General features: G+C 54.9%; 17 protein-coding genes and 2 tRNA genes. 4 read left to right on the top strand and 15 right to left on the bottom strand.

Annotated features, from left to right (window positions below):
- Positions 1-5 precede the first annotated feature (5 nt).
- From FHR98_RS09035 to FHR98_RS09010, 6 genes are all read right to left on the bottom strand, one after another.
- The gene (locus FHR98_RS09035) at positions 6-539 is read right to left on the bottom strand and encodes a DUF2497 domain-containing protein (protein ID WP_183416351.1); all 534 of its coding nucleotides are present in this window, start codon (positions 537-539) and stop codon (positions 6-8) included.
- A 117-nt stretch (positions 540-656) separates the two neighbouring features.
- Positions 657-2,054: a TolC family outer membrane protein gene (locus FHR98_RS09030; RefSeq protein WP_183416350.1), complete on the bottom strand. Its 1,398-nt coding sequence runs from the start codon at positions 2,052-2,054 to the stop codon at positions 657-659.
- Between the two features lie 30 nt (positions 2,055-2,084).
- A complete protein-coding gene (locus FHR98_RS09025) occupies positions 2,085-2,420 on the bottom strand; it encodes a rhodanese-like domain-containing protein (protein WP_221205815.1) in 336 nt (111 codons plus the stop codon).
- 13 nt (positions 2,421-2,433) lie between these two features.
- Positions 2,434-3,093 (bottom strand): protein-L-isoaspartate O-methyltransferase family protein, encoded by a 660-nt coding sequence (locus FHR98_RS09020; RefSeq protein ID WP_221205814.1) that lies wholly within the window; start codon positions 3,091-3,093, stop codon positions 2,434-2,436.
- 126 nt (positions 3,094-3,219) lie between these two features.
- On the bottom strand, positions 3,220-4,605 hold the full coding sequence (locus tag FHR98_RS09015; protein WP_183416349.1) for a DUF8689 domain-containing protein: 1,386 nt from the start codon (positions 4,603-4,605) through the stop codon (positions 3,220-3,222).
- A gap of 217 nt (positions 4,606-4,822) precedes the next feature.
- Positions 4,823-4,896 (bottom strand) — tRNA-Cys (locus FHR98_RS09010).
- Positions 4,897-5,031: 135 nt separating this feature from the next.
- Between FHR98_RS09010 and FHR98_RS09005 the strand changes: the two genes are divergently transcribed.
- The 3 genes from FHR98_RS09005 to FHR98_RS08995 all read left to right on the top strand — a co-directional run bounded on the left by FHR98_RS09005 (position 5,032) and on the right by FHR98_RS08995 (position 7,630).
- A complete protein-coding gene (locus FHR98_RS09005; RefSeq protein ID WP_183416348.1) occupies positions 5,032-5,457 on the top strand; it encodes a DUF4864 domain-containing protein in 426 nt (141 codons plus the stop codon).
- A 103-nt stretch (positions 5,458-5,560) separates the two neighbouring features.
- Positions 5,561-5,636, top strand: a tRNA-Asn gene (locus FHR98_RS09000).
- Positions 5,637-5,782: 146 nt separating this feature from the next.
- Positions 5,783-7,630, top strand: coding sequence for an adenylate/guanylate cyclase domain-containing protein (locus FHR98_RS08995; RefSeq protein ID WP_183416347.1), 1,848 nt, complete (start codon positions 5,783-5,785; stop codon positions 7,628-7,630).
- Here FHR98_RS08995 and FHR98_RS08990 read toward each other — a convergent pair.
- From FHR98_RS08990 to FHR98_RS08970, 5 genes are all read right to left on the bottom strand, one after another.
- Positions 7,623-9,737 carry a dipeptide ABC transporter ATP-binding protein gene (locus FHR98_RS08990; RefSeq protein ID WP_183416346.1) on the bottom strand — a complete coding sequence of 705 codons (2,115 nt, stop codon included), beginning with the start codon at positions 9,735-9,737 and terminating at the stop codon, positions 7,623-7,625. The two genes, FHR98_RS08995 and FHR98_RS08990, sit on opposite strands and share 8 nt — an antisense overlap.
- A gap of 21 nt (positions 9,738-9,758) precedes the next feature.
- On the bottom strand, positions 9,759-10,910 hold the full coding sequence (locus FHR98_RS08985) for an ABC transporter permease (RefSeq protein WP_183416345.1): 1,152 nt from the start codon (positions 10,908-10,910) through the stop codon (positions 9,759-9,761).
- Between the two features lie 11 nt (positions 10,911-10,921).
- A complete protein-coding gene (locus FHR98_RS08980) occupies positions 10,922-11,857 on the bottom strand; it encodes an ABC transporter permease (protein WP_183416344.1) in 936 nt (311 codons plus the stop codon).
- 72 nt (positions 11,858-11,929) lie between these two features.
- Positions 11,930-13,573 carry an ABC transporter substrate-binding protein gene (locus FHR98_RS08975; RefSeq protein ID WP_183416343.1) on the bottom strand — a complete coding sequence of 548 codons (1,644 nt, stop codon included), beginning with the start codon at positions 13,571-13,573 and terminating at the stop codon, positions 11,930-11,932.
- A gap of 287 nt (positions 13,574-13,860) precedes the next feature.
- A complete protein-coding gene (locus FHR98_RS08970) occupies positions 13,861-15,096 on the bottom strand; it encodes a bifunctional alpha/beta hydrolase/OsmC family protein (protein WP_183416342.1) in 1,236 nt (411 codons plus the stop codon).
- Positions 15,097-15,192: 96 nt separating this feature from the next.
- Here FHR98_RS08970 and FHR98_RS08965 point away from each other — a divergent pair, with 96 nt between their 5' ends.
- Complete coding sequence (locus FHR98_RS08965; protein WP_183416341.1) at positions 15,193-15,795, top strand: NUDIX domain-containing protein; 603 nt, start codon at positions 15,193-15,195, stop codon at positions 15,793-15,795.
- Between the two features lie 11 nt (positions 15,796-15,806).
- Here the strand turns inward: FHR98_RS08965 and FHR98_RS08960 are convergent, their stop codons facing one another.
- Genes FHR98_RS08960 through FHR98_RS08945 form a run of 4 tightly spaced genes read right to left on the bottom strand, consistent with a single transcriptional unit; the run spans position 15,807 to position 19,379 of the window.
- Positions 15,807-16,592, bottom strand: coding sequence for an ABC transporter ATP-binding protein (locus FHR98_RS08960; RefSeq protein ID WP_183416340.1), 786 nt, complete (start codon positions 16,590-16,592; stop codon positions 15,807-15,809).
- Between the two features lie 2 nt (positions 16,593-16,594).
- Complete coding sequence (locus FHR98_RS08955; RefSeq protein WP_183416339.1) at positions 16,595-17,434, bottom strand: ABC transporter ATP-binding protein; 840 nt, start codon at positions 17,432-17,434, stop codon at positions 16,595-16,597.
- A 3-nt stretch (positions 17,435-17,437) separates the two neighbouring features.
- A complete protein-coding gene (locus FHR98_RS08950) occupies positions 17,438-18,367 on the bottom strand; it encodes an ABC transporter permease (RefSeq protein ID WP_183416338.1) in 930 nt (309 codons plus the stop codon).
- A 1-nt stretch (position 18,368) separates the two neighbouring features.
- Positions 18,369-19,379: an ABC transporter permease gene (locus tag FHR98_RS08945; protein ID WP_221205830.1), complete on the bottom strand. Its 1,011-nt coding sequence runs from the start codon at positions 19,377-19,379 to the stop codon at positions 18,369-18,371.
- Positions 19,380-19,394 lie beyond the last annotated feature (15 nt).

The raw sequence follows: 19,394 nt of genomic DNA, 5'->3' as shown, positions 1-19,394 counted from the left end.
GGACCTTAGTCGTCTTTGCGACGAACCATACGCTCAATTTCTTCGCGCACTATATTCTGCACGAGCGGAACGAGGTTTTCTTCCAGCCAATCACGCACGTGGGGTACCAGAGCTTCCCGTACAACACCTTCAAGGGTGCGGCCCGATCCCAGTTGCGGGCCAATATCGACATGTTTCTCTTCGGATTTTGAGATGAAACTCGAAAGCGCAGCGGATCCGGCAGCGGCGGACAGCCGATCATTCGGTCCGGGCGTTGGTTTGTCGCCGAACGAATTTCCCTCATGGGGCCGTTCGAAATCACCGTTCTTTCCGTCACTCACAGACTGTTCCTCGCTCACTTGCTCCCCATTGCCCTCGGTTCCAGACTCTGATGTAGGCATAGTCAAATCGACAACACTGCCGTCCTCTTTCACCACCCGCGTCAATTCGATAACAGGCTCGGGCTCGACGACTTGCCAATCTTCGGCTTCCACCGCCTTACGGATGGAATCGAGGATATCTTCCATCGTCGCTTCGCCTTCGGGTGTCGCTTGACTCATGGATACTCCCTATGGGCGCGCCCGTTCGGATCAAACCGCTTCAGCCGAGTCTCTACCCATTATTCTGCCAGTCGCCCCTCATGATTGCAAAAACAGCCTCGTTGGGCAGACCGCCGTTTACTGAATGGGCAGGACATCCGTTCCGTAAGCGCGGTGCCGAACGGCGTTATAATTCGCTTGCGGGTCGTAGAGCGTAACGTCCAATGCAAGGCCCTGGGCCGTCATAGATCCCGTTGCAGCGATTGTACGGTACGCCGCCAGCACCAAGTCCCGCTGCGCCGTCACTAGATTAACCTGAGAGTTTAGCAGCTCCTGCTCCGCATCTAAAACATCCAGGACAGTTCGTGCACCCACTAAGTTTTCCTGCTGGACTCCGTCGAGCGCTATACGATTGGCTTCCACCTCGGATTCAAATGACGTTGTTTGCGCCCTTGCGGTTACCAAAGCCTCCCAAGAGGCAACGGCCTCCTGCTGAGCACGCCTGCGCGCCTGTTCAATTTCTATACGACGCTGGTTGGAGATCTGCTTTTGCTGCCGTACCTGGCTGGACACAAAACCCTGCTGGTAAATCGGCACAGTCAGTTCAGCTAGCACAGACGCTTGGGTCGTGTTGCTATCATCGACCGTCCGGTTCCGGTCGTGGCTCACACGCCCGACCAGATTAACCTCTGGTTCAAACTCCGCTTCCGCCGCTTCGACGCGATGCCCCGCTGCGCGTTGTTGGAACTCGGCTGCGACCACGTCCGGATTGCTAGCGAGAGCAACATCCACCGCGCTTTGCAGACTGGCAGGCAAACTCATCGGGAGGGGGGGCTGCACGGTATCGCTGGGCGAACGGCCTATCACTTCTTCATAGACCGCAGCCGCCTCGGCCAATGCGCCCTCGGCTTCGATCCGATCGGAAACCGCCCGTGCCAGCCTGGATTCAGCCTGTGCCACGTCTGTTCTTGTCAACTCACCTACCGAAAAACGATCCCGGGTCGCTTCCAACTGCCGTTGCAACACACGTTCGTTATTCAGATTCAATTCAAGAACAGAATTGGCTCGCCAGACATTGATGTAGGCTGCAACAGCATCCAGCAGCACCTGCTGCTCAGTCGATTTCAAAGATGAACGCTGCGCCTGAATGTCGTTCTCGGCAGCGTTGACATTGGCGTCCGTACGACCACCGGTATAAAGAGGTTGGACGATGTCCAGGCTTGCCCCAATCGGCAAAGTCCCATCGCTGTTCTTGCTGCTTCCACTGTCCGAATCAGTGTATTGACCGCCGGTATTAGCGTTCACCGTAACCAAAGGCCGCCATCCTGACAGGGCTTGCGGGACCGCTTCGTCCCCGGCCCGCAGATTGGCCCTGGCGGCCCGCAAGGTAGGATTGCTCTCATAGGCGGCAATCAGAGCTTGCTCCAAGCTTTCCGCCTTTGCTGCAGGAAGAGTAAAAGCGCCCGCCATCGTAAAAGTAGCCAGCGATAATGCCGTCAACATTGTAAATTGACTCAATCGGTTCTTCTTACTCACGGGACGAAGATCCTCTCCCAATTATCACAGTCAATATTTGGCCAAAGTGTTATCGATGCGGTCGGCCCAGGCAAGAATCCCCCCGGCGACATTGATCACGTTCGAGAATCCTTGCTGACGCAGGTACTGCGTAACTTTCATACTGCGCCCACCGCTGCGGCACAACACGGCGACCGGCCGATCTTGCGGCACTTCCTTTATCCGTTCAATCAAGTGATTCATCGGTATATCAAGTGTTCCCGAGAGCCGGACAATCTCCAACTCCCAAGGCTCCCGAACATCCAGAACCACCAGTGAATCATCGCTGGCAAGCCGTCGCCGTAATTCTTCGACTTCCATTTCCAACGGACTATCTATCACGGACATCAGGTTCCTATTTTCAGAACACGAAACCAGGTTGCCTCTCAAAACCGGGCAATAGCGGCGTCGACGCATCAAATAAAACACGGCTGGAAATCGCCTTACCACTCCGTCGATACAGGGTGGCTGCGCCAACAGAGTTTTGATCAGTCCGAACAACGGTTACCAACCGCCCGCCGTCTGCGAGCTGATCAAACAAAGCCGCCGGCACTTCCGCAACGGCGCCAGGCAACAAGATCACGTTGTAGGGCGCTTGCTTTTCGTAACCGACCTTTGGATCGCCTTTAAGCATGACCACATTCTCGATGCCAGCCTCGTTCAAGGCCTCCGTCCCCATGGCAATCAAATCAGCGTCTGGTTCGACAGCGACAACGGTTGCACCCAGTATCGTCAGCAAAGCCGCGCAGTAACCGCTTGCACAGGCGAGGTCGAGAACAAGGTCGCCAGGCTTTATTTCCGCTGCTTGAACCAAACGGGCAAGCACCATCGGCTCGATCATATAGCGACCATTCCCGATAGGTAAATCTTCATCGATATATGCGACACCACGGCGATTTTCAGGCGCAAACAGCTCACGTGGAAGCGAGTCCATAGCATCCACGATTCTCAAATCACGAACCTTGTTGGTCCGAATTTGGCTTTCGACCATGTTGTGACGAGCAGCTTCAAAATCGATCATTGCAGCGTAACAGCCTGTCGGCGCTCCCAAGGCAAAAAAATGGTAGAGCCGTTATAGGCTGACCCTGTGCCAATGACAACGGCGGGAAGCAATTCCCCGCCGCTATCACTTACGAACTGGCAGCGTTCAATCGACTTGAAGATTACGCATCGCTCGATTGATCAGCTTTTGATCACAGCGGCGTTCCGTCCGCGCATACTTACATGCTGCCACCACCTGATCGATAATGAATTTTGGCTGATAATTCGCGAGCTGAAGCTGTTTTTGTTCCAGGAACCCGGCCACCTCGCGAATGGTTTCATCGTCGATCACCAGCCCTGCTTCCGACGCAACACGCTGAAAGATCATAGCGAAATCTTCGAACGTGGGTCCCTCGATACGTACCTTGTAGGGAATACGGCGGAGGAATGCCGGATCCATCAGGTCCTTCGGACTGAGATTGGTTGAGAAAACGACCAGAGCGTCGAAGGGAATTTCGAACGATTTTCCCGTATGGAGCTTCAGGAAATCAATCCGCTTCTCCAGGGGAACAATCCAGCGATTCAAAAGGCTTTCCGGCGACACCAGCTGACGACCGAAGTCGTCAATCATCATAATGCCGTTAAGCGCTTTCATGTGCAGCGGCGCTTCGTAGAATCCGCTCAAGGCATTGAACTGTAGGTCCAACATCTCCAACGTCAGCTCGCCGCCAGCGATCACCAGGGGGCGTTTGATTTTGACCCAACGCTTGTCGATATCTTCGCGCTCGATCGATACGGTCTTGAAAATAGAGTCGACAGGCTCCTCGGGTCCAACCGCACGATGCAAGGCAGGGTCATAGAGTTTGATGATATCTCCGCCGACCTCGACGCAATGCGGAATATATATCTCACTCAGGAACATCCGTCCCATTCGCTCGGCGAGCGAACTCTTACCGTTACCTGGAGTGCCGTAAAGGAGAACGGCGCGTCCGGAGTTGACCGCCGGGCCCAATTCCTCAACCAGTTCTTCAGGGACCACGAGATCGCCAAAGCATTCATCAATTCGCTCTCGCGGTATCATCTCGTTTATGATGGATTGCTTGAGCACACGCTCGGCAAAAGCCTTTAGCCCGACTGGCGCCGGACCGACATACTTGTTTCGATCAAGCGCCTCAAGCGCAATCTTCCGACCGCTCGTAGTCAAAGTGAAACGGAACTGATCGCCCGCCCCCTCTCCCGTCGAGCCGAGGATCTCAACCATCCCGCTCGTCCGCATCTCCTCCATGATCTGCTCGACAATCGAGTAAGGCAGAAAGAGGGACTTGCATAACTTTGCTATCGTCTCGACCTTCAGCGAGATCATGGTCTTGAGGATCAGGGCCTCAATCACTGTTTTGCTGACGCCGGTCTCCGAAATGTTTTTTGGCTCTTTCGGGGCTTCCAATACAACGTCCGGAGTTTCTTGGGGGGTGGTATCCGAAATATCGCTTTGAAGCTGCTCAAAATCACCCTGAGGTTGCGCTAGTTTTTGAGCGCCAAATTCGCTGGTCATTCTTACTGCTCCATCCCGAAGACTTCAATAAAGCTGCCACCATCTAGAAGTCGCGCCAGTCGTGTCAGCCTCGCCTCTTGGTAGCAGCGATGAAGCTAAAAGATAAAAGTTGAGATTTTCTTAATTGAAATACTAACAAAGCAAAGAATATTTGCTGTGCTCAACGCGGTGCCCGCCTCTTCAGGCCGGCGACGCTCATGGTGTCCTGAAGAAGAAATGGAGGCCCGGGCCGGAATCGAACCGACGTACAAGGATTTGCAGTCCTCTGCATCACCACTCTGCCACCGGGCCGCCTCAGCGAGCGGTGAACAGGGATTAACCTCTCCCGGTCGGAAGTTCAAGCCGAGACTTACAATATTTCATCACGCCTGGATTACCGACGGCTCCGCGCTATGTCATGATATAGACCCAAGGAGGAACCAGGAAATGAGACCTCTGCGTTTTCTGCTGCTAATTGCCGCGCTCTTATCGCCCGCTGGACTGAGCGCCCAGCCGGTTGGCGACTCAGATCGGCAAGCTATCCAGAGCACGATTCTCGCCCAGATTCAGGCCTTCCGACTAGATGACGCCGGCACAGCCTTCAGCTATGCGTCTCCTTACATCCAAGAAAAATTCCAAAACCCGGGCCGGTTTATCAACATCGTGCGCCGCAATTATCAGCACGTCTATCGTGCACAAGACGTCACATTTACAGAACTAAGTGTCGTCGAAGGGCATCCTATCCAACAGGTGCATCTGGTCGGACCCGACGGCACCGCGGTCATCGCCGCCTATATCATGCAACGTCAGGAAGACGGTAGTTGGAAGATTAACGGCGTCCACCTGAGAAAGGCAGATGATACCACCAGTTAGACCGACCACCGAAAGTCGTGCGGAATGGGTTTGCAAGCATGAATTCTTTTGCTATAAGCCGCGCCATCATACGGACGTTGACGGTATTGCCGAACGTCGCTGATCCGCGGTAGCTCAGTTGGTAGAGCAGGTGGCTGTTAACCACCCTGTCGCAGGTTCGAGTCCTGCCCGCGGAGCCAATTTTTAAAAAGGGGCCTTCAGATTTGGAGGCCCCTTTTACATTGCCCGGCGCCGTCGGGCGGTATTGCACACCCTTAACTATAATGGACCATCCTACTCTCTCGCAGTATCCTTATGCGTTAAGGAGAGGCTCATGGACCATCGCTTGGCCGCCGTCCTTGCGGCGGATGCAGTTGGCTACAGTCGCCTCATGGAGGCTGATGAGGGAGCGGCCTACCGGCTGCTTACCGAACGTCGGACTATTATCGAATCAATCGTGAACGAGCTTGGCGGACGGGTCTTTGGCACGGCTGGAGACAGCGTGATTGCGGAATTTCCAAGCTCCGTTACCGCCGTACGCTGTGCACATCGAATCCAGAGCGCGCTGCAAGATATCAACAGAGACCAAAGCGCCGATGCCAAAATGGAATTTCGAATAGGAATTCATTTCGGCGAGATGATCCAAGAAGACGATAATCTGTTCGGTGAAAGCGTTAATCTTGCCGCTAGACTGGAAAGCTTGGCACCGTCTGGTGGAATCTGCCTTTCCGGCGCTGTCCACGAACAAGTGAAGGGAAAAGTTGATTGCATCTTCGCTTTGGGGGGGCGACAACGCGTCAAAAACATAGCAAAGCCAATCGAAGTTTGGTGCTGGCCGGCCGAAAAAGCGGTCCAACTGCGCCGCAGAGGAACGAAGCCCTGGCGCGTTCCTATCGTTGCACTTGCTATGATTTTGCTTCTGGGAGCCTTTCTGGGCTGGTTTACCGCGACAAGCGAGGTCGATTTGCCAAACGGCCCGCGCATCGCCGTCCTTCCATTCGATACTTTGGAGCAGAATGCGGACAACCAGTACTTCAGCGAAGGTCTAAGTAGAGAGATTGTGACTTATCTCTCGAAGTTCTCGAATCTCTTTGTGATTGATCTGAATTCCACACGCCAGTTGGGCACACGGCCTCAATGCACCCAAGTGCGTCGTGAATTGAGCACTGATTATATTCTATCCGGAAGTGTCCAACGCTCTGGTGATTTACTAGCGGTGACGACGAGATTTACGGATGCGCGGACTTGCCAGGAGCTTGATTCCCCCGGTCCTTTCAGACGCGACCTCAGCATAGCTAACATCTTCGACATACAGCTTGAGATCGCTCAGAAAGTGGTCGCGCAAGTCGGTTCAGCCGATGCACCGCTGTTCGATACCCAGATTGCCAATCGATTGCGGCGGGATGCGCCCCAAACGCTCAAATCCTATAATTGCGTTTTGTTGTCCTATTGGTTCTACGAGACCTTTGAACCGGATCGTCACCGCAGAGCACGAGACTGCCTCAAGCAAACATTACAGAACGATCCGGACTACTCTCTTGGCTGGTCACGTCTGGCGTTCAGCTACATTGAGGCTAAGAAGTACGCCATCGACACGCCTGATGATTGGGCGGAACTGGCGCGAGAATCAGCCAATCGCGCACTAAAGCTCAATCCTGAGAATGCTGATGCATATTACGCCTTGGCAATTCTCAGCCAAATGCAAATGGAAGACCGGACTATCTTCCAGCAATTCGCTGATCGTGCCATCAAGTTAAATCCAAACGATGCTTTCGTGCTCGCCGACCTTGGCACTTGGATGGCCTACTCAGGCGAATGGGAGAAAGGGAAAACCTGGGTTCAGCGCGCTAAAACATTGAACCCGAAACATCAAAGTTGGTGGGACTATATTTGGCATCTGCACGCCTATTTGCAGGGTGATTATAAATCCGCACGGGACATCGCCCTGAAGGTGAACCTACCGGACAATTACATGGTGCAGACAAGCTTGGTGGCCGCTTACGCAATGAACGAAGAGCCGGAAAAGGCGAGGCAAACACTTGAACATGTCTTACAGCTTCGTCCGGATTCCGCGGTGACCCCCCTAACCCCGTTTCTAGTCAGAAACATGGACCCAGAGCTGATTGCCGCTCTCGCAGTTGGACTACGTAAAGCTGGGCTAGATTTCCCCGACGAGCCTACCAATTCTAACTAAGCGTCGATGTTTCCGGCGTAGTCGGACCATCACCTTCCGCATCGCCGTCACCGCTCCCCGCCAGCACGATAACCGGCTCAACCTTCATAAGCTCTTCCAGCGGAATGTGGCAGGCGATGCTGTGGGTATCCGAGATGTTATGAACTGGCGGAACTTCCGTATCGCAAACCTTGCCAATGCGCCGATGACAGCGCGTGCAGAAAGGGCAGCCCTTTGGCGGGTTCATCACCGATGGCAGATTGCCTTCCAGAATGATCCGCTTCTTGCGAACCGATGTGTCGGCTATGGGGACGGCGGAAAGCAGCGCCTCCGTATAGGGATGATAGGGCGGCGAGAAAACCTCGTCGGTCGTCCCTTTTTCAGCAACGTGCCCCAAGTACATTACGACAACGCGATCCGCCAGATACCGCACGACGGACAAATCATGACTGATGAATAGCATGGTCGTGCGTGACTCGCGCTGGATCTCCATTAGCAGTTGGGTCACCGCAGCCTGGACCGAGACATCCAAGGCGGAAACGGGCTCGTCCGCAACGACGACTTTTGGATGGCCCGCAAACGCGCGCGCAATGCCGATACGTTGCTTCTGGCCGCCTGATAGCTGGCGTGGCTTGCGGTCGGCGAATGCGCGTGGAAGCTTGACCATATCGAGCAGTTCGAACATACGTGCTTCGCGTTCCTGTTGGTCCTTCCCAATCTTAAAAAGCTCCAGCACGCGAATGATTTGCGAGCCTATGGAATGGCTTGGATTAAGGGTATCAAATGGATTTTGGAACACCATCTGAAGCGAACTCACGGTACCTGTTGAGCGTTTTTCGACAGGTTTATAGGTAATATCCTCCCCGTTGAGTTCGATCACGCCATCGGTGCCTGTTTCCAGGCCCAACAGGACCTTCGCCAGGGTCGATTTCCCGCAGCCGGACTCACCGACAATGGCAACGGTTTCAGCTTCGCGCGCATCCATCGTAATGCGCTCATTGGCTTTAACCGTGCGTTGCTTGCCACCAAAAATCTCGTTAGCGCTGACGGTGTAGTATTTCTTTAGCTTATCCACCTTCAAAACGACGTCGCCGGGCTCTACTTCGGCAAACTCCTTCGACGCGACAATCGGCGCTGCCCAGTCGATGTCACTAATGCGCTCGCAACGGGAGGCATGGCCTTCCTCGCCTGCAATTGTGTGCATGGCTAGATTACCAACGTCACAAAGTCCGGCTTTGAAATGCGCGCAACGTGGGCCAAAATTGCAGCCAGGCGGGCGCTCATGCGGCAAGGGAAACTGTCCCGGAATTGGTTCGATTGGGCGCGCGTTCTTGTCGGTGCCCGGCAAGGGTATGGAACGGAACAGCCCTTGCGTATAGGGATGGCGCATTTTGTTGAAGACCTCGTCGACCGTGCCTGTCTCCACGGCCTCACCCGAATACATGACCGTAATGCGATCACAGGTCTCTAAAATCAGACCCAGGTTGTGAGAGATGAAGATCATCGAGGTGCCGAACTGCTTCCCTAGGTTCTTCACCAGTTCAATGATCCCAGCTTCGACAGTAACGTCCAAGGCGGTCGTTGGTTCATCGAGCAGGAGCAACTCCGGCTTGGATAACAACGCCATAGCAATCACAATGCGTTGCTGCTGACCGCCGGAAAGCTGGTGCGGGTAGGCACGCATGATCCGCTCCGGATCAGGTAGGCGTACGGCCTCGAGCATCTCGATGGAGCGTTTCTCGGCCTCTGCCATCGAAACCCCTTCATGAAGGATGGGGACTTCGGTCAATTGAGCGCCGACGCGCATCGCCGGGTTCAGGCTAGCCATGGGCTCCTGATAGATCATGGCGATCTTTGATCCACGCAACTGCGACAGCTCCTCTTCGGAGAGTGTGCTCATGTCGCGGCCCTTGAACTTGATCGAGCCATCCACAATCCGGCCGTTCGACCCGAGGTAGCGCATAATAGCGAGCGCAACAGTTGATTTGCCGCAGCCGGATTCACCGACAAGGCCCATCGCTTCGCCCGGTTGGACGCTACAGGAGAAATCCATGACCGCCGGGATTTCTCCAATTCGGGTAAAAAAGGAGATCGAGAGGTTATCAATTTCCAGGATCGGATCACTCATCGCTGTATTCTCCTTCCTCGATCAGTCTCGCAATGATTCTTCCCGCAAGCCGTCGGCCAGCAGGTTGAGGCCAAGAACCAGCGATGCCAAAGCAATCGTCTGTGGCAGCACAATCGTTGGAACAATGCGGATGAATCCACGGGTCTGATTGATCATGGAGCCCCAGTCCGGAGACTCCGGCGCCAAACCCAGACCGAAGAAACCGAGCGTTCCAAGGAGGATCGTCGTATAGCCGATGCGAAGGCAGGCATCGACGATCAGCGGACCGCGGGCGTTGGGAAGCATTTCCCACAACATGATGTACCAGGACCCCTCGCCTCGCGTTTGCGCGGCAGCCACGTAATCGCGTGTCTTGATATCCATCGTCAGACCGCGAACGATACGGAAGACACCGGGCGATGACGCAAACACCACCGCGGCAAAGATGTTCAGCTCGTTCGGTTCCAGATGGATGATGCCAAGCGGGTCGAGGTCAAAGACCACGCCGATGTACATCCAGCCACCCAACCCGAAGGTAACCGCGAGCAGAATTGCGAGTAATCCGGCACGTTGCGCATAGCGGGTGTAGAACAGCATCGCAAAAATCAAAACCGGGAAGATAAAGAACACCCCCGCCATGAAATTCGGAATGGCGGTCTCTCGAACACCGGGCGTTACCAGCAGGTAGAACAACAAGATCACAGGGAAGGCCAGCACGAGATTGGCGATGAAGGAAAGAATCGCATCGCTTTTGCCGCCAAAGTACCCCGCCGGCAATCCCAAGGAGATTCCAACCAAAAAGGCCACCAAGGTCGCTGCAGGTGCAATCAGAAGCACAAAACGGCTGCCGTAAACCATGCGGCTGAACAGATCGCGCCCCAGGTTGTCCGCACCGAACAGGAATGCTCTGCCGGTCTCTGCTTCGATGGATCCGGGCGCCGCCCGTTTCAGCAGCACGAACTGCTCAATCGGGTCGAAGGGAGCAACAATATCGGCAAATAATGCCGTAAGGATCCAAAAAAAGACGATCCCAAGACCCACCATACCCACATTGCTATGATACAGCCGTCCATAAAGCCCCAACCGGTCGCGGTAAAATGCACTCGCGCCCATCAAGACTGCCAAGCCAAGCCACACCGGCCATAGCCGCGCTATGACGACGCCCCAGATCTCAAGGAAGCCTATGCTTTCCATTGAACGTCCCCCTAGCTGACGCGAATACGTGGATTGAGGAAGGCGTAGCCGATATCGGATATCAACTGCGTCGTTATCACAACGGCAACCGATACCAGCGAGCAGGCAAGCAGCAGGTTAATGTCGTTGTTGTCCGCGGCTTCCACCAAGGTCCAACCAAATCCTTTGTAGTTGAATAGATTTTCTACGATCACGACGCCTGTCAGCAACCAGGGGAACTGCAGCATGATAACGGTAAAGGGTGCTATCAGCGCATTCCTCAGTGCATGCTTGAAGACGACGGCCCGAAACGAGAGTCCTTTTAGCCGCGCGGTACGAATGTATTGGGAGGTCATCACTTCAGCCATGGACGCTCGCGTCATGCGCGCGATATAGCCCATTCCGTAGAGCGCCATCGTCATGACTGGAAGCGTAAAGTTCTCAACGGTTACGCTATCGACATTGGAGACCCCTTTTAGAAGCCCCAGCCAAGAGGCGAAAACCACGGTAAAGAGGATACCGCTCACATATTCAGGCGTTGCGGTCGTGCCGATCGAGAAAATAGAAAGGACTCTGTCAAGAAAACTGCCTTCCCGCATACCGGCGAGAATTCCCACGATCAGCGCCGAGGGCACCATGATGATCATAACCCAGAAGGCCAAAGTTCCGGTATATCCAAGCCGCTTGGGAAGCACGTCGTTCACAGGCGACTTGAAGCGGGTCGATTCCCCGAGGTCCCCGCGCGATGCATTGAACAGCCACTCGCCATAACGCACGAGCAGAGGCCGGTTGTATCCATTCTTTTCAAGCCAGCTATCAACCGCTTCTTGCGTCATGCGGTTGTTGTTCTGTTCGAGCGCCAATTTTTTCAGATTTGGCTCAAGGTTGACCAATGCAAATACCACAAGGGTAAGCACGATCATCGTCAGCGCAAGCACGCCAACCCGACGACTGATGAAGGTGAGCATCACAGGCCCTTTCGCAAAGAGACAGAAAAGCAAGAAGGGGACATCTGTCCCCTTCCCGCCTTCACGCTGACCTTAGCTTTCCAGGTAAACCTTTTCGAAATGCATCTCGAAGGTCTGGTGCATATTTCGTCCCTTCAATTCAGGCACGTTGCTGCAGAATAGACCACGCCAATAAGGCTGAATCATAATGCCCGAGTCCTGGAGAATTTTCTCGATATCCTCCATCAGCACACGACGCTTGTCTGCGTCGAGAACCGCAAGAGCCGCGTTGATCTTCTCATCAAATTCCGGATTGCTGTAGGCAGTCTCGTTCCAGGCTTCCCCGGTCCGATAGGCCAAGGCAAGCACCTGCACACCCAGCGGGCGCGCATTCCAGTTGGTGGTCGAGAAAGGATACTGCGTCCAGTTGTTCCAGAATGATGAACCGGGAATGACAGTTCTTTTCACTTTGATTCCGGCGTCACGCATCTGAGCGGCAATGGCGTCACTGGTATTGCGGCGCCAGTCGTCGTCGATCGAGATTAGTTCAAACTCCGTATCTGCCATACCCGCCTCATTCAGCAAAGCCATGGCCGCTGCCGGGTCGCGCTTGATTGGCGGAAGCTTGAAATATTCTTCATGCATGGGCCCAACGTGGTGGTTCTCGGCCGGCGATCCGGCGTTGTTGTAACCCAAAGCGAGTACCGTCTCGTTGTCGACCGCCAGTTGGATCGCACGGCGCACGCGCACGTCGTCGTAAGGCTTCTGCGTGACGTTCATACGCGCAACGACCGTCGCCGCGGTGATCACGTTGGAGGTTTCGAGGCCAAGGCCTTCCATTATCTCAACGAAGTCGCCGGTCGTCTGATAGTTGGTGTGAATCTCGCCCGCTTCGAACGCCGCAATTTCTGCAGCAGGATCGGTCCCGTAATCGATGAACTCAATCCCATCAAGCAAGGCTTCGCCACCCCACCAGTTATCGGACCGGCTCAGGGTCGCACCCACGCCTACTTCGAAGGAATCAAGTTTGAACGGACCGGTTCCAATCGGGTTTTTGCTGAGATCGCCGCCATCCTTTTCGAAATTACGATGAACGATCAAAGCCGGATAGTCGGCCACGCCGGGAATGATGGAAATATCCGGTGCGGCAAGATTCAGTTGAACCGTGAAATCATCAACTTTGACGATTGCACCGCTACGCGCCTTTTTGGTGTCGGGGTCAACAAGATTGGAAAGGCGAGAGGCCATAGAATTGCCTTCTATCTCGGCTTCACACCAACGGTTCAGGTTGAAAACAACGTCATCGGCGTTGAAGTCATCACCGTTGCTCCACTTGACGCCCTTCCGGACGAACAAAGTGTACTGCGTTACATCATCGTTGGCTTCCCAGCCTTCAAGGAGCCAAGGTTCGAAAACGAACTCTGAGTTCCAGCGAACCAAGGCCTCGCAAAACTGGCGCGCTACGTTCGCTCTTTCCGACCAGTCATAAATACGCGGGTCTTCGATCCCCTTGATGTTCATGGAGACCTTCATGACGCCGCCCTTCTTACCTTCAGCCGCAGCCGGCTTCGGAAGCGTCAAACCGAGCAGACCGTATGCGGTCGCAGCCGTTGCGCCAAAAGCCGTGGAGAGCGCGAGGAATTCTCGGCGGTCCATTTTCCCGGACTTAACCGTTTCCGCCATCGGCTCAATAGCCGGGTGTAGGCGGGCCCCGGTCAAAGTTTCGTTGTTAGACATTTCTTATAGCCTCCCTGGAGTTAGATAGTCGGGGCCTGTTTACTCCCCGAAGCTTCATTGAAGACGGGGTAACAGAGTCACAATATCGCGAATGCGAACGATCCTAACATGAGGACGACCTACGGCGTAAAGTCAAAACCCCAGAGCGATACTAGCTCCCACTTTCATACAAAATTACGCTTGGCTTTCTATGCCTTCCCAAAAGTACAAATCCAAACTGATTACAACTCGGTCAACACTACTGACTTAATGAACAGAATAGAAAAATTCTGCCTTAATCTTGAATACTATTCGGCTGTTAAAGCTGTTTTTATTTTGATTTCACTTTCCAGTGTTCTATGTACCGGGCAACGATCCGCAATTTCAAGCAAGCGCTGCCTCTCGGCATCGGTGAGATCTCCAGTAATTGTTATCTCACGGGCAACTAAGTCGATTTTTCCATCTTTTGTTTCACAGTCGGCGCAATCGGCAGCATGAACTTTGCTATGTTGCAAACGTACTGCGACTTTATCGAGGGACAGTTTTTTATGTTCGGCATAGAGACGCAGCGTCATGGAGGTACAGGCCCCCAACCCGGCAAGCAACAGGTCGTAGGGACTCGGTCCCCGGTCCAGACCACCACTGACGCTCGTCGGTTCATCCGCGATCAGACGGTGTTTTCCGATTTCAATGTCTTGGGTGAATCGCCCTGCCCCTGAACTGCGTACAACCACAGTACCTTCAGTCGATTCGACTCTGGTCCTCGCTTCGGTCGTGCTTGCTGCGATGTAGCGCCCTGCCCAGGCACTCAGAACTTGCGCAACATAAGCGGCATCTTCATGGCGACTGAGGAGATGATCGGCTTGGTCAAGCGAAACAAATGACTTTGGGTGCTTCGCCGCGATGAATATACGGCTCGCGTTATCAATTCCCACGGTGTTGTCGAGCGGTGCATGGAAAATCAAGAGCGCCCTCTTTAGCTCCGATATACGATTTTCCAGCCGCTGGCTGGCGATATCGTCCAAAAACTGCTTTTTGATCGTGAATTTGCGGCCAGCAAGGGTAACCTCCGCCTCACCAACCCGTTCGATCTCCTCCTGAGAGGCGCCGAAGTTATGGGCCACGTGTGCCGGATCGGCAGGTGCGCCGATGGTGGCCACGGCGCGGCATTCAGGAACATCCCCGGCCGCGGCCAGCACTGCGGCACCGCCCAAACTGTGCCCGACCAGTAGTGCTGGCGCCTGATAGTCACGACGCAGAAAAGCAACGGCCGACAACAGGTCCTGGATATTGCTGGAAAAGTTGGTGTTGGCAAACTCACCGTCGCTGGCACCCAACCCCGTGAAATCAAACCGAAGTACTGCGATACCCTGTTCCGCCAAGCCCCGCGCGATCCGCGATGCCGCAAATATGTCCTTACTGCAGGTAAAGCAGTGCGCAAACAAGGCATAGCCCAATGGTTCGCCCTGCGGGCTATCAAGCCGCGCTGCGAGGTTCTGTCCCTCAGCGCCGGTGAAGACCACCTTTTCACTTTTGGCTGCCATTTCTACTTCCTTCCAGGATCGAATTGCTGTTGCTCTTGGCCCTTTGCTACCTATGCTCGGAGCCAGCATAGCGTAAGACGGGATAGCACAAACGTGATGGATGACCCTCGGATAGAAATTCATTCCAGGAAAACCGGTTTTAAAGGCTTTTTTGCCCTAGCCATCTTTCGACTACGCCACCGCCGCCACGACGGAGGTTGGACCCGGGAGATCGAGCGGGAAGTGTTCCTGCGTGAACCGGTCGTTGCCGTTCTGCCTTACGACCCGGTGCGCAATACGATTCTATTGCTCGAGCAGTTTCGCCTCCCCGCGCATTTAATCGGCCAGGACGCCTGGCAGCAGGAGATTATTGCCGGGATCGTCGAAGAAGGCGAGAACCTGGAAGACGTAGCCGTCCGTGAGTGCCAGGAGGAAGCGGGATTCAAACCCCTGGCGCTTGAAAAGATCATGACTTACATGCCAAGCCAGGGTGCCTGTACCGAAGCCACCACGATCTTTCTGGCCCATATGGATGATGCCGGGCTGGGCGGAGTACACGGCCTGGAAGATGAGGACGAAGATATTCTGGCGCGCGTCCTGCCATTCGACGAGGCCTGGGCCATGTTGGAAGAAGGCCGAATCCAGAATTCTCCGGCCATCATCGCCCTCCAGTGGCTGAAGCTTAACCGCCAAGACGTAACAAAACGCTGGAACACCTAGGCGGGCCGCGGTCAGCCCATATCCGCATATTCTTCGAACTGATCGATCGCAGCACGGTCATAACCGCGACTGGCCACTAAAAGTTGGCGTGTATAGGGATGCTCCGGCAAGCCACCACGCAATTGCTCCGCCGTCATTTCCTCAACGACGCGACCATGGTTCATGACCGCGAGGTGACCGCACATTTGCGCAATAACCGCCAGATTATGACTGACGAGCAGATAAGTCAGGCCCAGTTCCCGCCGCAAGCGTTGCAGCAGGTTCAAAACCTCGGCTTGCACCGAGACATCAAGTGCCGAAGTCGGCTCGTCCAACAACAGTAATTTCGGCTCCAGGATCAGCGCCCTGGCAATCGCCACACGCTGCCGCTGCCCGCCCGAAAGTTGGTGCGGATAACGATAGCGAAAGCTTGGACCCAGCCCCACCTCGTTAAGAACCTTCTCTATGCGCTCGTCGGCGTTGTCCAGACCATGAATAGCAACGGGCTCCATCAAGGTTCGATCAACTGTGTGGCGTGGGTGCAAAGACCCATAAGGATCTTGAAACACCATCTGCACATCCTTGGCGAAACCACGCTCACGCTTTGGCCCCAGATCACGGCCCGCCAGGTTGATGTTACCTGTCCACTCGGTAACGAGCCCACTGATGGCGCGCAGTACCGTCGATTTTCCGGAGCCGGATTCGCCAACCAATCCATAGCTCTCACCCGGCGGGATCAAAAATGAAACGTCACGCACCGCATGGACCTGGCGATCCTTGGTACCAAAGACAACATTTAGCTTTTCGATCTGTAACATGGCTAATCCAACCACGCCGGATCGCGTTCCAGGACGGGGAGTTCAGCAGCAGGCTGGTCGACCTGCGGCAAGCAATTCAGCAGGCCTTGCGTGTAGGGGTGCTTTGCCGCCGACAGGTTCCGGGCATCGCATGATTCAACGATCCTGCCCGCATACATGATGAGAACCCTGTCGCAGAAAGAGGCGACAAGATTGAGATCATGACTGATGAACATCAATCCCATGCCACGTTCAGTCACCAGATCATCCAGGATCGCCAATACTTGAAGCTGGACCGTCACGTCGAGAGCCGAGGTCGGTTCGTCTGCGATCAGCAGGTCCGGGTCCGGAATCAACATCATTGCAATCATGATTCGCTGACCCATGCCGCCCGACACTTCATGTGGGTACAGTTGATACACCCGCTCGGGATTACGGATTCGCACGGCCTCCAGCATCTCCAAGGTACGGCGCTTGGCTTCGTTCTGGCCGACTTTGTTGTGCTTCCGGTAGGCCTCATCAATCTGCCGCCCAACCGTCATCACCGGATTTAGGGAATACTTCGGGTCCTGCATCACCATCGAAATGCGCCGCCCGCGGATGGAGCGCATCCGAGTCGCATCGGCGTTCAATAGGTTCACGCCGTCAAACGAAATACGATCGGCGCGAACGACGCCTGGATAAGGGACCAACCCCAGGATTCCCTTGCCCGTCATCGACTTGCCGGACCCTGACTCACCGACAATCCCCACCTTTTCACGTCCGACGCTGAAAGATATGCCCCGAACCGCCTCAACAACGCCCGTTCGGGTGTGGAAATCGACGAACATCCTATCTACCTGAAGCAGCGGATTATCGGACATTCGCTACCCCCCACTACGCGGGTCGAGCAAGTCGCGCAGCCCATCGCCCAGAAGATTGAAGGCCAAACTAACGATGCCTATTGCAAGTCCCGGTAACGTTGCCACCCACCAGTGATCCAGCAGAACCTTGCGCCCGGCGGAGACCATGGCGCCCCATTCAGGCGTTGGCGGCGGCGCGCCCAAGCCGAGGAAACCCAAACCGGCAGCTATCAAGATCACCCCGGCCATATCCAATGTCATGCGTATGATCACCGAAGAAAGACACATCGGCACAATGTGCCCTCGAATGATTCTAAAACTGGAAGCCCCCTGAATCTGGATTGCCGCAATGTAATCCGCCCGCCGAACCGTCAGCGTCTCAGCCCGGGCGATTCTGGCATAAGGCGACCAGGATGTGATGGCAATTGCCAGAATGGCGTTTTCCACGCCGCGCGGCAGTACCGCGACGAAGGCAAGCGCCAGAACCAAGCGCGGAAAGGCGAGGAAAATATCGGTAATCCGCATTAAGACGACATCGACCCAGCCCCCAAGATAGCCGGCAAGGGTACCGACTATCAGGCCGACAGTCGGCGCGATCACAGCAATAATCGCAACAATCATCAGGGTGATCCGGCTGCCATAGACGATCCGGCTGAAGATGTCCCTGCCCAATTCGTCGGTGCCAAAGATGTAACCCTTCTCGCCAGGCGGCAACAGGCGGTCGTCCAGCACTTGAGCAAAAGGATCGTGCGTGGCGATGAAGGGCGCGAAAAGAGCGACGAGCAGAAGCACCAAGACAATCGCCAATCCCGTCACGGTCAGCGGGTTGCGCACGAAATCCAAGGAAGCGAGATATACCTGAACCGCGCGGGCCTGCAGTCGCGACGTCGGCGTATCGCTCGTAAGCCAAGATTTCAGGCCGCTCTTGGCTTGCTGGGCCTTGGTATCAGCCATTTCAGTGGGTCCTAGGGTCGACCAGCTTGTAAAGCAGGTCGGACAGTAGATTGATACCAATGAAGGCAGCGCCGACAACAATCGTTCCACCCAACACGGCATTTAGATCGGCCGACAACAATGAATTGGTGATGTAGAAGCCGAGCCCTGGCCAAGCGAACACCGTTTCGGTCAATACCGAGCCTTCCAGCAAAAAGGCGTAGGAAAGCGCGACAACCGTGATCAGTGGCACCATGACGTTACCCAAGGCGTGATACCATATGACCCGACTTTCCGAGAGCCCCTTCACCCGTGCTGTCGTCACATACTCCTGGCGCAATTGCTCCAACATGAATGACCTGGTCATACGGGCGATATAGGCCAGCGAGAAATATCCGAGGACGGCGGATGGTAGAATGATATGGCTGACGGCGTTGTTGAAAACCTCCATGTCTCCGGCCAAAAGGCTGTCCACCAGGATCATGCCCGTCACGGCCGGAACGATGTCTTCATAGAAAATATCCAACCGCCCGAACCCGGCGACCCACCCGAGTTCGCTGTAGAAGACCAGCAACGCGATCAAGGCCAACCAGAAGACCGGCAGCGAGTAGCCAAATAGCGCGACGAGACGGATCAGGTGATCAGGCCAACGCCCCTGATTTACAGCAGCGATAACACCGGCCGGAATGCCCAGGAATACACCGAAAATCGTCGCAACGGTCGCGAGTTCCAAAGTTGCCGGAAACACGCGCGCCATATCTTCAAGCACGGGCCGGGCCGTCAGCAGCGATTTCCCGAAATCTCCGGTCAGCACCTTTCCGATATAGTCCAGAAACTGAATATAGATCGGTTGATCCAACCCAAGTTCCTTTACGGCCTTGGCATAGATTTCCGGTGATGCACGCTCTCCGACCACCACCAACACCGGATCGATGGGCATGACCCGTCCGATGAGAAAGGTAACCAGCAACAGGCCAAAGAAAGTCACAGCGACGGAAAGAATCGTGCTTGCGACAGCCTTCAGGCCCGGCAACCGGGAAGCGGGCTT

It is taken from the genome of Limibacillus halophilus, assembly GCF_014191775.1.
GTDB lineage: Bacteria > Pseudomonadota > Alphaproteobacteria > Kiloniellales > CECT-8803 > Limibacillus > Limibacillus halophilus.
Note: the sequence above shows the minus strand (reverse complement) of the source record. Positions and strands in the feature narration are given on the sequence as shown.